This window comes from Burkholderia sp. AU18528 (assembly GCF_002223215.2).
Classification (GTDB): Bacteria; Pseudomonadota; Gammaproteobacteria; order Burkholderiales; family Burkholderiaceae; genus Burkholderia; species Burkholderia semiarida.
The window spans coordinates 590,558-605,262 of the sequence record NZ_NKFC02000004.1; the positions used below are offsets into that span (position 1 = coordinate 590,558).

Here is a 14,705-nt window from a genome sequence, read left to right on the forward strand (position 1 = left end):
GACCGTAACCAGCGGCCGGCGCCGGAACGCTACAATAACGCTCCGCGTTGCATCCCTAGTTAACGGATTTGTCAGGTGAGTGAAAAAGAAATCGATCAGGCTCTGGTCGAGCGCGTACAGAAGGGCGACAAGGCGGCGTTCGAACTCCTGGTCTCCAAATACCACCGCAAGATCATTCGGCTGATCTCGCGCCTCGTGCGGGATCCCGCCGAGGTCGAGGATGTGGCCCAGGACGCGTTCATCAAGGCGTATCGTGCGCTGCCGCAATTTCGCGGCGAATCGGCGTTCTATACGTGGTTGTACCGAATTGCCGTCAACACGGCGAAGAACTACCTTGCGACGCAAGGCCGCCGGGCGCCGACCTCCACCGAGGCCGATGCGGAGGAAGCGGAAACTTTCTCCGACGCAGACCAACTAAGGGATATCAACACGCCTGAGTCGATGTTGATGAGCAAGCAGATTGCCGAGACGGTCAACGCTGCGATGGCTCTGCTGCCCGAGGAACTGCGTCAGGCAATCACGCTGCGCGAGATCGAGGGCCTGAGCTACGAAGAGATCGCGGAAATGATGGGCTGTCCGATCGGGACGGTCCGCTCGCGGATCTTCCGTGCGCGCGAAGCAATCGCTGCCAAATTGCGTCCGCTGCTCGATACGCCCGAAGGCAAGCGCTGGTAAGCGCGACGGGCGGAGCGACGCGGGTCGGGGTCTAGTTACGGATAGAGTCGTGAAGTCACGACGGGGTGTGCAAGATGGGGAGCATCATGGGGTCGGTCAATACGCAATCGCAGGCGTGCTCGCGCGGCGAGCGCCTTTCCGCGCTGGTCGACGGCGAAATGTTCGATGGCCCGGATCACGGGCAGTTTCTGGCTGAGCTCGACCGCGCGGATCGCGCTGCGTGGGCCCATTACCACCTGATCGGCGATGCGCTGCGCTCGGACGAACTCGCGCTGCCGCCCGCGCTGAGCGTCGCGTTCACCGCGCGCATGTCGGCCGCGCTCGAGAGCGAGCCGCACCTGCTGGCGCCGGCGGCCGCGCCGGTCGCGCGCAAGCTGCTGTCGCTGCGCCGCCGTGTCGTGCCCGCGTTCGCGGTGGCCGCCGCGGCCGCCACGCTGACGTGGATCGTCGTCCCGCAGATGCAGACGGCCGGTGCGCCGGGCGCCGTCCAGGTCGCCTCGGCAGGCGCGCCGCAAAACGGCAACCTGCAGCGCGTGACGGTTGCGCAGGCATCGGCTCAGCCGGGCCTGCAGGACGTCAACATCATTCGCGACGCCAGCCTCGACCAATACCTTGAAGCGCACCAGCAATTCGCGCAGCAGCCCGTCGTCACGGGTTCGATGCCGCTGATCCGCGCTGCCGTGACCACCACGCCAGGCCAATAAACCCGATGCGGACATTGCAGTTGAATCACGCCATCTCCGGATGGAAGCGGCTGCCGGCCCTCCTGCTTTGCGCAGCCGCCCTGTTGTCCGTTCAATCCCTTCCCGCCAGCGCCCAGCAACCGGACGATCCCCTCGCCACCCGCAAGGGCGCCGCGGACTGGCTCGACCGCGTCCAGCAGGCGGCGCAGCAGCAGAGCTACGAAGGGACGTTCGTCTACCAGCGCGGCGGGTACGTACAGTCGTCGCGCATCGCGCACGTCGCGTCCCGCGACGGCGAGTTCGAGCGGATCGAGACGCTCGACGGCAAGCCGCGCAAGCTGCTGCGGCATAACGACGAGCTGGTCACGTTCGTACCCGAGCGCAAGCTGTGCGTGGTCGAGCGTCGCCAGACGCGCGATTCCTTTCCGGCGCTGCTCGGCGCGAGCGGCGAGCACGTGATGTCCGTCTACGATGCGAAGCCGCTCGGCAAGGACCGCGTGGCCGGGATCGACGCGCAGGTCGTCGAGCTCGTGCCGAAGGATGCGTACCGTTTCACGTACAAGCTATGGGCCGACGCCCGCACCGGGCTGCTGCTGCGTTCGCAGACGCTCGACGCGAACGATCACGTGCTCGAGCAGATCGCGTTCTCGCAATTGCAGACGGGCGGCGCAAGCGGCGACAAGGCCGCGATTGCCGCCGGCATGCGCAACCTGAACGGCTGGACGGTCGTGCGCCCGCCGGTCGCGACGGTCGACATGGAAGCGCAGGGCTGGCAGCTCGCGCCGAGTGTGGCCGGCTTCCAGAAGATTCGTGAAGTGCGCCGGCCGATGGCCGCGCGCGATGCGGGCGATCCGCCGATCCCGGTCGATCAGGCCGTTTTCACCGACGGCCTCGCGACGGTCTCGGTCTTCATCGAGCCGGCCGAGAAAAATACGCGCAAGGAAGGCGCGGGCAGCACCGGTGCGACGCACGTTCTCGTGAAGCGTCGCGGCGACTACTGGGTCACCGTGCTCGGCGAAGTGCCGCCGGCAACGTTGCAGCAGTTCGCGTCTGCCATAGAATACAAGGCTTCCAAGTAACGCTACGGCTTCCGACATGACGAAACTCACGCTGCGCAAAGTGCTCGCGGCGGCGGCGCTGTGTGCCTGCCTGCCGCTCGTCCCGCAAACCGCGGTCGCTGTCACGCCTCCCGCTGCCAGCCTGCCCGATTTCGCCGACCTCGTCGAAAAGGTGGGCCCCGCGGTCGTGAACATCCGGACTACCGCGAACGTGCCGGTACCCGGCCCGCGCGGCGTGCTCCCGCCTGGCTTCGACAACGGCGACATGTCGGAATTCTTCCGGCGCTTCTTCGGCATTCCGCTGCCGCAGGCGCCCGGCAACGGCGGCAACCCGAAGAACGCGCCGACGCCGGACAATCCGCCCGACACCGAGCAGAACCGCGGCGTCGGCTCGGGCTTCATCGTGTCGGCCGACGGGTACGTGATGACCAATGCGCACGTCGTCGATGACGCGGACACCATCTACGTGACGCTGACCGACAAGCGCGAATTCAAGGCGAAGCTGATCGGCGTCGACGATCGCACGGACGTCGCGGTCGTCAAGATCCAGGCGTCGAACCTGCCGGTCGTCGCGATCGGCGATTCGAACAAGGTGCGCGTCGGCGAGTGGGTCGTCGCGATCGGTTCGCCGTTCGGCCTCGACAACACGGTCACGGCCGGCATCGTCAGCTCGAAGAGCCGCAACACGGGCGACTACCTGCCGTTCATCCAGACCGACGTCGCGGTGAACCCCGGCAACTCGGGCGGGCCGCTGATCAACATGCAGGGCGAGGTGATCGGCATCAACTCGCAGATCTACAGCCGCACCGGCGGCTTCATGGGCATTTCGTTCGCGATTCCGATCGACGAGGCGATGCGCGTGGCCGACCAGCTGAAGGCGACGGGCAAGGTCACGCGCGGCCGGATCGCGGTGGCGATCGGCGAGGTGACGAAGGACGTGGCCGATTCGATCGGGCTGCCGAAGGCCGAAGGCGCGCTCGTCAGCAGCGTCGAGCCGGGCGGCCCGGCCGACAAGGCGGGCATCCAGCCGGGCGACATCATCCTGAAGTTCAACGGCCGTCCGGTCGATGCGGCGTCCGATCTGCCGCGCATGGTCGGCGACACGAAGCCTGGCACGAAGGCGACGGTCAGCGTGTGGCGCAAGGGTCAGGCACGCGATCTGCCGATCACGATCGCCGAGACGCCGGCCGAGTCGACGGCGAAGGCCGAGCAGCGCAAGAACGCGCCGCAGAAGCCGCGCCAGAGCAATTCGCTCGGCCTGACGGTCAGCGACCTGACGGCGGAGCAGATGAAGACGCTGAAGCTGAAGAACGGTGTGCAGATCGACGGCGTGGACGGCCCGGCCGCCCGGGCGGGCCTGCAGCGCGGCGACATCGTGCTGCGCGTCGGCGACACCGACATCACGAGCGCGAAGCAGTTCGCCGACGTGACCGCGCAGCTCGATCCGCAGAAGGCGGTCGCGGTGCTCGTGCGGCGCGGCGACAACACGCAGTTCGTGCCCGTGCGGCCGCGCCAGAAGTAACGCGCCGATGTTCACGCTCTACGGCCGCGGCTGGTGCCACCTGTGCGACGACATGCGCGACGCACTGGCGCCGGTGGCGGCCGAATTCGGCGTCGCGGTCGACTACGTCGACATCGATACCGATGCGGCGCTCATCGCGCGTTACGACGAGGACGTGCCGGTGCTGCTGCTGGACGGCGCGGAAGTGTGCCGCCACCGGTTCGACGACGCGCGGGTGCGCGACGCGCTGGCGGCCCGGCGCGATGCTGGCACGCCGCCGGCCGGCGCCGCATTGCATGGGGCTTGATCCGGCGGGCGGCCCTGCCGGCGCCCCGCGTGGCGGGCCGTCCGAAATCCCGCCCGGCGTAAGCCTTTTCGGCTAAAATAAGCCGTTTTTTCACCGACTTACACAAGGCGTGCTCCGCAGTCGTCGAGCGCGCCTTTTTCGCTTGATCGGCACTGAATGGATCATATTCGCAATTTCTCGATCATCGCGCACATCGACCACGGCAAGTCGACGCTCGCGGATCGCATCATCCAGGTATGCGGCGGCCTCGCCGACCGTGAAATGGAAGCGCAGGTGCTCGACTCGATGGACATCGAGCGCGAGCGCGGCATCACGATCAAGGCGCAGACGGCTGCACTGTCGTATCGCGCCCGCGACGGCAAGGTCTACAACCTGAACCTGATCGACACGCCGGGGCACGTCGACTTCTCGTACGAGGTCAGCCGTTCGCTGTCCGCGTGCGAAGGCGCGCTGCTCGTGGTCGACGCGAGCCAGGGCGTCGAGGCGCAGACGGTCGCGAACTGCTACACGGCGATCGAGCTCGGCGTCGAGGTCGTGCCCGTGCTGAACAAGATCGACCTGCCGGCCGCGAACCCCGAGAACGCGATCGAGGAGATCGAGGACGTGATCGGCATCGACGCGACCGACGCGACGCGCTGCAGCGCGAAGACGGGCCTCGGTGTCGAGGACGTGCTCGAGGCGCTGATCGCGAAGGTGCCGCCGCCGAAGGGCGATCCGGCCGCGCCGCTGCAGGCGCTGATCATCGATTCGTGGTTCGACAACTACGTCGGCGTCGTGATGCTCGTGCGCATCGTCAACGGCACGCTGCGCCCGAAGGACAAGATCAAGATGATGGCGACCGGCGCGCAGTATCCGGTCGAGCACGTCGGCGTCTTCACGCCGAAGTCGCGCAATCTCGAATCGCTGTCGGCCGGGCAGGTGGGCTTCATCATCGCCGGCATCAAGGAACTGACGGCCGCGAAGGTCGGCGATACCGTCACGCACGCGTCCAAGGCCGCCGCCGAGCCGCTGCCGGGCTTCAAGGAAGTGAAGCCGCAGGTGTTCGCGGGGCTGTATCCGGTCGAGGCGAACCAGTACGATGCGCTGCGCGAATCGCTCGAGAAGCTGAAGCTGAACGACGCATCGCTGCAGTACGAGCCGGAAGTGTCGCAGGCGCTCGGCTTCGGTTTCCGCTGCGGCTTCCTCGGGCTGCTGCACATGGAAATCGTGCAGGAGCGGCTCGAGCGCGAATTCGACATGGATCTCATCACGACCGCGCCGACGGTCGTCTACGAGGTCGTGCAGAGCGACGGCTCGACGATCATGGTCGAGAATCCGGCGAAGATGCCGGAGCCCGGCCGTATCGCCGAAGTCCGCGAGCCGATCGTCACCGTGAATCTCTACATGCCGCAGGATTACGTCGGCTCGGTGATCACGCTGTGCGAGCAGAAGCGCGGCTCGCAGATCAACATGCAGTATCACGGCCGCCAGGTGCAACTCACGTACGAGATCCCGATGGCCGAGATCGTGCTCGACTTCTTCGATCGCCTGAAGTCGGTGTCGCGCGGCTATGCGTCGATGGACTACGAGTTCAAGGAATACCGTTCGTCGGACGTCGTGAAGGTCGACATGCTGATCAACGGCGACAAGGTCGATGCGCTGTCGATCATCGTGCACCGGTCGCAGTCGCAATACCGCGGCCGCGAAGTCGCCGCGAAGATGCGCGAGATCATTCCGCGCCAGATGTACGACGTGGCGATCCAGGCCGCGATCGGCGCGCACATCGTCGCGCGCGAGAACATCAAGGCGCTGCGCAAGAACGTGCTCGCGAAGTGCTACGGCGGCGACATCACGCGGAAGAAGAAACTGCTCGAGAAGCAGAAAGAAGGTAAGAAACGCATGAAGCAGGTGGGTTCGGTCGAGATCCCGCAGGAGGCGTTCCTCGCGATCTTGCGCGTCGAAGACAAATAACAGGACTGATCCTTTTATGAATTTTGCGCTGATTCTTTTTGTGCTCGTCGTCGTGACGGGCGTAGCGTGGGTGCTGGACAAACTGGTGTTCCTGCCGCGGCGTCGCAAGGCGGCCGATTCGGCGATCGAGGAGTTCGATCGCCAGCAGTCGCGCATCGACAAGCGTTTCGCGGACGAAAACGCGGCGCAGACGCGCTCGAAGCTGCGTGACGAAAAGCTGCGTCAGCCGTGGTGGCTCGAGTACACGGCGAGTTTCTTTCCGGTGATCCTGGCCGTGTTCGTCGTGCGTTCGTTCGTCGTCGAGCCGTTCAAGATTCCGTCGGGGTCGATGGTGCCGACGCTGCTCGTCGGCGACTTCATCCTCGTCAACAAGTTCGAGTACGGGCTGCGCCTGCCGGTCACCAACACGAAGATCACGCAGGGCAGCCCGCTGTCGCGCGGCGACGTCGTCGTGTTCCGCTATCCGAAGGACGAATCGGTCGACTACATCAAGCGTGTGATCGGCCTGCCGGGCGATACGGTCGCGTATCAGGACAAGCAGTTGACGATCAACGGCCAGCCGGTGCCCGAAGCGCCGCTGCCCGATTACTTCGACGACGAGCGCCAGAATTACGCGAAGCAGTTCGAGGAAACGATCGGCAACAAGAAGAACGCGATCCTCAACAACCCGGCCGTGCCGCCGTTCGTGATGGGCGCATACGACTATCCGTATCGCGACAACTGCACGTACAACAGCCGCGGCGTGATCTGCAAGGTGCCGCCCGGTCACTACTTCATGATGGGCGACAACCGCGACAACAGCGCGGACAGCCGCTACTGGGGTTTCGTGCCGGACCGGAACATCGTCGGCCGCGCGTTCTTCATCTGGATGAACTTCAGCGACCTGAAGCGCATCGGTTCCTTCAACTGATGCATTGATTCACACGCACTACGCGACGCACGGGCCGCGTCGCGTATTGCCGAACTACTTTAAGAACCGGCGGTAACACCGCCTCGTCACGCCTTTTCGTGTCCGGCCGTGCCGTTTCGGCCCGACCGGGCGCCCGCGTTATACTCCTGCACATGCCCCTATCCCAGTTGGAAAGCCGGCTGCGCTACGAATTTCGCAATGCGGAATTGTTGCGCCAGGCTTTGACCCATCGCAGTCACAGTGCCACGCACAACGAACGGCTCGAGTTTCTCGGCGATTCCGTTCTGAATTGCGCGGTGGCCGCCCTTTTGTTCCAGCGCTTCGGCAAGCTGGACGAAGGCGACCTGTCGCGCGTACGCGCCAACCTCGTCAAACAGCAGTCGCTGTATGAAATTGCTCAGGCCCTCAATATCTCGGACGGCCTGCGGCTGGGCGAGGGCGAGCTGCGCAGCGGCGGTTTCCGCCGCCCGTCGATCCTCGCGGACGCATTCGAAGCCATCATCGGGGCCGTGTTCCTCGATGGCGGCTTCGAAGCCGCCCAAGGGGTCATCAAGCGCCTCTATATCCCGATTCTCGACCACATCGATCCGCGCACCCTCGGCAAGGACGCGAAGACGCTGCTGCAGGAATATCTGCAGGGGCACAAGATCGCGCTGCCGACCTATACGGTCGTCGCGACGCATGGTGCGGCGCACAATCAGCAGTTCGAGGTCGAATGCACGGTGCCGAAGCTGGACGTGAAGGTATCGGGCTCCGGCGCGAGCCGGCGTGCGGCCGAGCAGGCCGCCGCGAAGAAGGCGCTCGACGAGGTGATGGCGGCCGCGCCGATGCTGGCCGCGAAGCCGAAGCGCTCGAAAAACGCGCGCGGGTCGAAGCATGTCGAACCCGAGATCGTGCCGGGCGTGAAGGGCGTGCAGGAAGCGCTCGACCTGCGCTCGCCCGAGCGGAAGGAGCGTGCGGCGGCGCGCGAGGCGAGGGCGGGCGGCGCGGTGCCGGCCGTAACGGCTGCGACGGCTGGCACCGAACCGGCCGTCGCGCCGATGGCCGCGATTCGCGCGGCGCATGTCGAGCCGGCGGCGGACAAGGGCGAACGGGCGGTGAAGCCGGCGGCTGACAAAGTTGCCGACAAACCGGCCGAGCGGCCCGACAAGGCCGCGGAAAAGCCCGCCGAGGCCGCGCCTCGCGCAGCCGACAAGCCGGCCGGCCACGCAGCCGATCCGGCATCGTCGCCGGCCGACAAGCCTTCTGCGGGAGGCGACTCCGCCGCGCGCACGCCGGCGCGCGCACGCGATGCCGCGGCGCCCGACGCCGAGACGCCACCCGGCGGCGCGAGCCTTGCTGCCGCGCAGGCGCGCGTGGCCGATGCCGACCACTGAATTGCCCATCGATCGTGCCGCGCGCCGCGCGGCCGTTTCCGAACCTGTCTCCCAAACGATATGAACACTCCCGCTCCTACCGGTTTCCGTTGCGGCATGATCGCGATCGTGGGCCGCCCGAACGTCGGCAAGTCGACGTTGATGAACGCACTCGTCGGCCAGAAGATCAGCATTACGTCGCGCAAGGCGCAGACGACCCGCCACCGCATCACCGGCATCAACACGTTCGACGACGCGCAATTCGTGTTCGTCGACACGCCCGGCTTCCAGACCCGTCACAGCACCGCGCTGAACCGTTCGCTGAACCGCGCGGTCACGTCGACGCTGACGTCGGTCGACGTGATCCTGTTCGTGATCGAGGCCGGCCGCTTCGGGCCCGACGACCAGAAAGTGCTCGACCTGATCCCGCCCGGCATGCCGACGCTGCTGATCGCGAACAAGATCGACCGCGTGAACGACAAGGCCACGCTGTTCCCGTTCATGCAGAAGGTGAGCGAGCTGCGCGAATTCACCGAGCTCGTGCCGCTGTCGGCGCAGAAGCCGGAAGACATCAAGCGCCTGCTGGACACGATCAAGCCGTACCTGCCGGAAGGCGAGCCGATCTATGGCGAGGACGAGCTGACCGACCGCAGCTCGCGCTTCCTCGCGGCCGAAATCCTGCGCGAGAAGGTGTTCCGCTGGACCGGCGACGAGCTGCCGTACACGAGCACCGTGTTGATCGACAAGTTCGAGGAGGAGGGCCGCCTGAAGCGCATCTTCGCGACGATCCTCGTCGAGCGAGATTCGCACAAGGCGATGGTGATCGGCAAGAAGGGCGAGAAGCTCAAGCAGATCAGCACCGAGGCGCGGATGGACATGGAAAAGCTGTTCGACGGCCCCGTGTACCTCGAGACCTTCGTGAAGGTGAAGAGCGGCTGGGCCGACAACGAGGCGGGGCTGCGTGCCTATGGGTACGAATGACGCGCTGACGTCGACCGAAGACGCGGTGACGGCCGGCGCGAACGACGCGCCGCTGCCGGCACCGCCCGAACCGCCGCGCAAGGCGCGGCGCGCGACGTCTCGCACGTCCGATTTCCGCGTCGCCGAGCAGCCGGCGTTCGTGCTGCACAGCTATCCGTATCGGGAAACGAGCCTGATCGTCGACGTGCTGACGCGCGATCACGGCCGGCTCGCGCTCGTCGCGAAGGGCGCGAAACGCCCGCACTCCGCGTTGCGCGGCGTATTGCAGACCTTCCAGCCGCTGCTGCTGTCGTGGTCGGGCAAATCCGAGGTACGCACGCTGACGGGCGCCGAATGGGTCGGCGGGATGCTGCCGCTCGGCGGCGACGGGCTGTTGTGCGGTTTCTACGCGAACGAGCTGCTCGTCAAATTCTGCGCGCGCGAGGATCCCCAGCCGCCGCTGTTCAATCATTACGTGCTGACGCTCACGCGGCTCGCGCACGGCGAGCCCGCCGTGCAGGTGCTGCGCTCGTTCGAGCGCGTGCTGCTGCGCGAGACCGGCTATGCGATGGCGCTGAATCGCACGGTCGCCCGCCGTGCGGTCGAACCGGACCGGCGCTACGTGTTCGACCCCGAGCGCGGCGTGCGCAACGCGGACGACGACGTGCCGTCGCACTGGCCGGTCATCACCGGGCAGACGTTGCTCGACATGGAGCAGGACGATTACCATCGAGCCCAGACGGTCGCGCAGAGCAAGACGCTGATGCGCTTCCTGCTGAACACCTATCTCGGCGGTACGCCGCTCGCCACGCGTCAGATCCTGATCGACCTGCAAAACCTATGAGCTTCTTCCTGACAACGCCCACCGCCATCGACCTTGGCGTGAACATCGACCACGTCGCGACGCTGCGCAATGCACGCGGCACGCGCTATCCCGATCCGATCCGCGCGGCGCTTGCCGCCGAAGAGGCGGGCGCGGACGCGATCACGCTGCACTTGCGCGAGGATCGCCGCCACATCGTCGACGCCGACGTGCGCGAGCTGCGCCCGCTGCTGAAGACGCGCATGAACCTCGAATGCGCGGTGACGGCCGAGATGCTCGACATCGCCTGCGAAGTGCGTCCGCACGATGCGTGCCTCGTGCCGGAGAAGCGCGCGGAACTGACGACCGAAGGCGGTCTCGACGTGGCCGGCCACTTCGAGGCCGTGCGGGCGGCGTGCAGGCAGCTTGCCGACGCGGGTGTGCGCGTGTCGCTGTTCATCGACCCGGACGACACGCAGATTCGCGCCGCCCACGAAGCAGGTGCGCCGGTGATCGAGCTGCATACGGGCCGCTACGCCGAAGCGCACGACGAAGCGCAGCAGCAGCGCGAATACGAGCGTATCGTCGCGGGCGTGCAGACCGGCGCGCAGCTGGGCCTGAAGGTCAATGCGGGCCATGGGCTGCACTACACGAACGTGCAGCAGATCGCCGCGATCGACGGCATCGTCGAGCTGAACATCGGCCACGCGATCGTCGCGCACGCGATCTTCGCGGGCTGGGACAACGCGGTGCGCGAGATGAAGGCGATCATGGTCGCCGCACGCGTCGCCGCGCTGCACGGCGGCGCGCGCTGACGATGCGAGGCTGCCGCGCCCCGCACGCCGTTCGCGACGCTCTTGACCCGGCCTCGCCGGGCCACCCCCGCGGAGACTGACATGGCGATCTACGGTATCGGTACCGACATCGCGCAAGTGAGCCGCGTCGCGGCCGTGCTCGAGCGCACGGGCGGCCGGTTTGCCGAGAAGGTGCTCGGCCCCGACGAGCTACGCGTGTTCCACGCCCGGCGCGCGCGCTCCGAGGCGCGCGGCATCGCGTTTCTCGCGACGCGCTTCTCCGCGAAGGAAGCGTTCTCGAAGGCGATCGGGCTCGGCATGCACTGGCCGATGACGTGGCGTGCACTGCAGACGCTCAATCATCCGAGCGGCGAGCCGTACGTGGTCGCATCGGGCGAGCTGGCCGACTGGCTGGCCGCGCGCGGCATCACGGCGCGCGTGACGGTCAGCGACGAACGCGACTACGCGGTGTCGTTCGTGATCGCCGAGACGGACGCTGAAACGGCCGCCGCGCGTGCCCCTGCACCTGTTTCCCGAACCTCCTCCTGACGGAATTCCCGATTCGTTGACGTCATCCACCGCCTAAAGGCGGTGGATTCCCACACCTGGCGATGCATGTCCGCATCGGAGAATGTTCAGCGCAGCGTTGGTATCTCGATCATGCACGACACCACAGCCACTGCAGGCCCACTCTCTTATTCTCAGTCCCGCGATACCTTTCGGCCGCGCCGTGCTGCCTTGCGACCCGCACGCCGAACAGGACTGGGTCGAACCGCTTTCGTCGACTTCCTCGAACGTAGCAGTCCGTTGAGCGACTTCACGCGGTAGCGGTAGACAAGGATCATGCAGGTGATCCTAACCCGTGGAAGAAGCTGCCTGTCAACAGCACCCCTTTCCTTCCCGCCATCAATGGCGGAGTTTCTCGGAGCAAATTCTGATGAAAACGACTCCCGGCCCGGTCATGCTCGACGTCGTCGGCACGGCCTTGTCGCGCGACGATGCGCGGCGCCTCGCGCATCCGAATACCGGCGGCGTGATCCTGTTCGCGCGGCACTTCCAGAATCGTGCGCAGCTGACCGCGCTGACCGACTCGATCCGCGCGGTGCGCGAAGACATCCTGATCGCCGTCGATCACGAAGGCGGGCGCGTGCAGCGGTTCCGTACCGACGGCTTTACCGTGCTGCCCGCCATGCGCCGCCTCGGCGAACTGTGGGATCGCGACGTGCTGCTCGCGACGAAGGTCGCGACTGCCGTCGGCTACATCCTGGCCGCCGAACTGCGCGCATGCGGGATCGACATGAGCTTCACGCCGGTGCTCGACCTCGACTACGGGCACTCGAAGGTGATCGGCGATCGGGCGTTCCATCGCGACCCGCGCGTCGTCACGCTGCTCGCGAAGAGCCTGAATCACGGGCTGTCGCTCGCGGGCATGGCGAACTGCGGCAAGCATTTCCCGGGGCACGGCTTCGCGGAAGCCGATTCGCACGTCGCGCTGCCGACCGACGACCGCACGCTCGACGCGATCCTCGAACAGGACGTCGCGCCGTACGACTGGCTCGGGCTGTCGCTGGCCGCGGTGATTCCGGCGCACGTGATCTACACGCAGGTCGACAAGCGGCCGGCCGGGTTCTCGCGCGTGTGGCTGCAGGACATCCTGCGCGGCAGGCTCGGCTTCACGGGCGCGATCTTCAGCGACGACCTGTCGATGGAGGCCGCCCGCGAAGGCGGCACGCTCACGCAAGCAGCCGACGCCGCGCTCGCCGCCGGTTGCGACATGGTGCTCGTCTGCAACCAGCCGGACGCGGCCGAGGTCGTGCTGAACGGACTGAAGGCGCGGGCCTCGGCCGAATCGGTGCGGCGCCTCAAGCGGATGCGCGCGCGCGGCAAGGCGCTCAAGTGGGACAAGCTGATCGCGCAACCCGAGTATCGGCAGGCGCGGGCGCTGTTGAACAGCGCGCTCGCGTAAGCGGGCAGGGATGGCGCGAGTCGCGCCGTTCCGGTCTCCCCGAACGAAAGGCCGCGCAGTCGCGCGGCTTTTTTACGTGTTGCGACAGCCCTGAGTCGGGCAGTCGCCGGAGCGGGCTTTGATGCAACTAACGGTAAAACTCGACCAGCGCCCGCATGCAGGGGCGCGTCCGCTCAGTTCACCTTCATCCGTTGCAGCTTGTTGTACAGCGTCTTCGGGCTGATGCCGAGCAGCGTCGCCGCGCGGTGGCGCGTACCGCCGACCGCGTCGAGCGTTGCCCGGATCAGCAGATCCTCGACGTCGGACAGCGGCGTGCCGACCTTGATCTGCACGCTGCTGCCGTTCAGTGCGGCGCCAGCAGAGAAGCTGGCCTCGCCGGCGCGCAGCGTCTCGATGAAGTCGCCTGATGCGTCGTACGCGAAGCGCACGCGTTCCCGCAACTCGCGCACGTTGCCCGGCCATTCGTAGGACAGGCATTCGCGCACGAAGCCCGGCGCCGCGCGCTTGTCGGTCGTGCTGCGGCCGGTCGCGCGCGCTTCGCGGTTCAGTTCGTCGATCTGCGCATCCGCGATCGCGAGTGCGTCGCCGTCGCGTTCGCGCAGCGGCGGCATCGTGATCGACGCCGCGTCGAGGCGCAGCCACAGATCCTCGCGCAGCGTGCCGTTCGCCACCGCTTCGCGCGCCGGGCGGCGCGTGGCCGCGATCAGCCGGAAATCGCTGGTGATCGAGCTCGTGCCGCCGATCCGCATGAAGTTCTGCGAATCGAGCGCGTGCAGCAGCGCTTCCTGCAGCACGAGCGGCAGTGCGGTGATTTCGTCGAGGAACAGCGTGCCGCCGCCGGCCTGTTCGAACAGGCCGGATTCGCGGCGCTCGGCGCCGTCGAACGCGCCGCGTTCGTGGCCGAACAGCACGCTGTCGAGCGAGGCGCCGTGCCGGCCGGCCTGTGCGAGCATGCGGCAGTCGAACGACACGAACGGCCCTTTGCGGCGCCGGCTCAGCTCGTGCAGCGTGCGCGCGGCCAGCTTCTTGCCGGTGCCGGCCTCGCCGGAGAACAGCACGGCCGTTTCGGTGTGGGCGTTGTGCTCGATCATGTCGTACACGTGCTGCATCGCGTCGCTGCGGCCGACCAGCGCGCCGAAGCGGCCGAGATGGCGCAGCGACGCACGCAGCGACTGTACTTCGTCGATCAGCTCGTACGGGCGGGGAATCCGCGCGAGCAGGCTGCGCAGGCGCGGAATGTTGATCGGCTTGAGCAGGTAGTCCCAGATGCCGTGGCGCAAGCCCTCGATGGCGCTCTCGACCGTCGCGTTGCCCGTCAGCACGATCACCGGCAGCGAGCCGTTCGGCTGTTGCTGCGGCAGGTGCTGGAGCAGGTCGAACCCGCTGCCGTCCGGCAGGTTCAGGTCGACGAGCACGACGTCGGGAATCGAGCGGCCGAGCGCCGTGCGCGCTTCGGCGAGCGACGTGGCCGTGTCGACCGAGAAGCCGTCCGCGGCGAGCAGCGCGGTGAGGCCTGACAGGCTGTTGGGATCGTCTTCGACAATCAGGGCGTGTGGCATGGTGGACGCGAGTCGAGTCAAGAGAGGCGGGCTGTCGGCCAGCGGACCGCAGCCGCATGTCGGATTAAAGATTGATTTTATGCCCCGCCGAACGCGTCACGCGCATTATTTCTCCGGCGCTATAAAACAGTTACCGATGATACAAATTGAATATCTTTACCGGTGGCTTTTGTGCTGCGCATGGT

The 14,705-nt window shown here is 66.6% G+C and carries 14 protein-coding genes and 1 pseudogene; 13 read left to right on the top strand and 2 right to left on the bottom strand.

Features of this window, described 5'->3' with window-relative positions:
* The first annotated feature begins 75 nt into the window (after positions 1-75).
* The 12 genes from rpoE to acpS all read left to right on the top strand — a co-directional run bounded on the left by rpoE (position 76) and on the right by acpS (position 11,544).
* Positions 76-675 (top strand): RNA polymerase sigma factor RpoE, encoded by a 600-nt coding sequence (gene rpoE, locus CFB52_RS05495; protein ID WP_006490873.1) that lies wholly within the window; start codon positions 76-78, stop codon positions 673-675.
* Between the two features lie 86 nt (positions 676-761).
* A complete protein-coding gene (locus tag CFB52_RS05500; protein ID WP_059574007.1) occupies positions 762-1,379 on the top strand; it encodes a sigma-E factor negative regulatory protein in 618 nt (205 codons plus the stop codon).
* Between the two features lie 5 nt (positions 1,380-1,384).
* Positions 1,385-2,437 carry a MucB/RseB C-terminal domain-containing protein gene (locus CFB52_RS05505; protein ID WP_099316200.1) on the top strand — a complete coding sequence of 351 codons (1,053 nt, stop codon included), beginning with the start codon at positions 1,385-1,387 and terminating at the stop codon, positions 2,435-2,437.
* Between the two features lie 16 nt (positions 2,438-2,453).
* Positions 2,454-3,938 carry a DegQ family serine endoprotease gene (locus CFB52_RS05510; RefSeq protein ID WP_059574005.1) on the top strand — a complete coding sequence of 495 codons (1,485 nt, stop codon included), beginning with the start codon at positions 2,454-2,456 and terminating at the stop codon, positions 3,936-3,938.
* Between the two features lie 7 nt (positions 3,939-3,945).
* Positions 3,946-4,224, top strand: a complete 279-nt coding sequence (locus tag CFB52_RS05515; protein WP_099316201.1) for a glutaredoxin family protein — start codon at positions 3,946-3,948, stop codon at positions 4,222-4,224.
* A gap of 156 nt (positions 4,225-4,380) precedes the next feature.
* Entirely contained in the window at positions 4,381-6,174 is a 1,794-nt protein-coding gene (gene lepA / locus CFB52_RS05520; RefSeq protein WP_099316202.1) for a translation elongation factor 4, read from the top strand.
* Positions 6,175-6,190: 16 nt separating this feature from the next.
* The gene (lepB, locus tag CFB52_RS05525) at positions 6,191-7,084 is read left to right on the top strand and encodes a signal peptidase I (protein ID WP_059574003.1); all 894 of its coding nucleotides are present in this window, start codon (positions 6,191-6,193) and stop codon (positions 7,082-7,084) included.
* A gap of 152 nt (positions 7,085-7,236) precedes the next feature.
* Positions 7,237-8,460, top strand: coding sequence for a ribonuclease III (rnc, locus tag CFB52_RS05530; RefSeq protein ID WP_099316203.1), 1,224 nt, complete (start codon positions 7,237-7,239; stop codon positions 8,458-8,460).
* Between the two features lie 60 nt (positions 8,461-8,520).
* A complete protein-coding gene (gene era / locus CFB52_RS05535; protein ID WP_006476493.1) occupies positions 8,521-9,420 on the top strand; it encodes a GTPase Era in 900 nt (299 codons plus the stop codon).
* Complete coding sequence (gene recO / locus CFB52_RS05540; protein ID WP_059574001.1) at positions 9,407-10,243, top strand: DNA repair protein RecO; 837 nt, start codon at positions 9,407-9,409, stop codon at positions 10,241-10,243. Before era ends, recO begins: the two co-directional genes overlap by 14 nt.
* Positions 10,240-11,016, top strand: a complete 777-nt coding sequence (pdxJ, locus tag CFB52_RS05545) for a pyridoxine 5'-phosphate synthase (protein WP_059574000.1) — start codon at positions 10,240-10,242, stop codon at positions 11,014-11,016. The genes recO and pdxJ overlap by 4 nt, the downstream gene beginning before the upstream one ends.
* Positions 11,017-11,097: 81 nt before the next feature.
* Positions 11,098-11,544 (top strand): holo-ACP synthase, encoded by a 447-nt coding sequence (gene acpS, locus CFB52_RS05550; protein WP_059573999.1) that lies wholly within the window; start codon positions 11,098-11,100, stop codon positions 11,542-11,544.
* Positions 11,545-11,577: 33 nt separating this feature from the next.
* Here acpS and CFB52_RS05555 read toward each other — a convergent pair.
* Positions 11,578-11,796, bottom strand: a pseudogene (locus tag CFB52_RS05555) (zinc ribbon domain-containing protein); the annotation flags it as partial.
* A 136-nt stretch (positions 11,797-11,932) separates the two neighbouring features.
* Here CFB52_RS05555 and nagZ point away from each other — a divergent pair.
* Positions 11,933-12,961: a beta-N-acetylhexosaminidase gene (gene nagZ / locus CFB52_RS05560; protein ID WP_059573998.1), complete on the top strand. Its 1,029-nt coding sequence runs from the start codon at positions 11,933-11,935 to the stop codon at positions 12,959-12,961.
* 173 nt (positions 12,962-13,134) lie between these two features.
* Here nagZ and CFB52_RS05565 read toward each other — a convergent pair whose 3' ends face one another.
* Positions 13,135-14,520 carry a sigma-54 dependent transcriptional regulator gene (locus CFB52_RS05565; RefSeq protein WP_059573997.1) on the bottom strand — a complete coding sequence of 462 codons (1,386 nt, stop codon included), beginning with the start codon at positions 14,518-14,520 and terminating at the stop codon, positions 13,135-13,137.
* Positions 14,521-14,705 lie beyond the last annotated feature (185 nt).

Bases quoted from the DNA above. Each gene is read 5' to 3' on its own strand.
- CFB52_RS05515 (WP_099316201.1), top strand. From the start codon at position 3,946: ATGTTCACGCTCTACGGCCGCGGCTGGTGCCACCTGTGCGACGACATG.
- CFB52_RS05500 (WP_059574007.1), top strand. From the start codon at position 762: ATGGGGTCGGTCAATACGCAATCGCAGGCGTGCTCGCGCGGCGAGCGC.
- nagZ (WP_059573998.1), top strand. From the start codon at position 11,933: ATGAAAACGACTCCCGGCCCGGTCATGCTCGACGTCGTCGGCACGGCC.
- recO (WP_059574001.1), top strand. From the start codon at position 9,407: ATGGGTACGAATGACGCGCTGACGTCGACCGAAGACGCGGTGACGGCC.
- era (WP_006476493.1), top strand. From the start codon at position 8,521: ATGAACACTCCCGCTCCTACCGGTTTCCGTTGCGGCATGATCGCGATC.
- lepB (WP_059574003.1), top strand. From the start codon at position 6,191: ATGAATTTTGCGCTGATTCTTTTTGTGCTCGTCGTCGTGACGGGCGTA.
- lepA (WP_099316202.1), top strand. From the start codon at position 4,381: ATGGATCATATTCGCAATTTCTCGATCATCGCGCACATCGACCACGGC.
- CFB52_RS05505 (WP_099316200.1), top strand. From the start codon at position 1,385: ATGCGGACATTGCAGTTGAATCACGCCATCTCCGGATGGAAGCGGCTG.
- acpS (WP_059573999.1), top strand. From the start codon at position 11,098: ATGGCGATCTACGGTATCGGTACCGACATCGCGCAAGTGAGCCGCGTC.
- pdxJ (WP_059574000.1), top strand. From the start codon at position 10,240: ATGAGCTTCTTCCTGACAACGCCCACCGCCATCGACCTTGGCGTGAAC.
- CFB52_RS05565 (WP_059573997.1), bottom strand. From the start codon at position 14,520: ATGCCACACGCCCTGATTGTCGAAGACGATCCCAACAGCCTGTCAGGC.
- rnc (WP_099316203.1), top strand. From the start codon at position 7,237: ATGCCCCTATCCCAGTTGGAAAGCCGGCTGCGCTACGAATTTCGCAAT.
- CFB52_RS05510 (WP_059574005.1), top strand. From the start codon at position 2,454: ATGACGAAACTCACGCTGCGCAAAGTGCTCGCGGCGGCGGCGCTGTGT.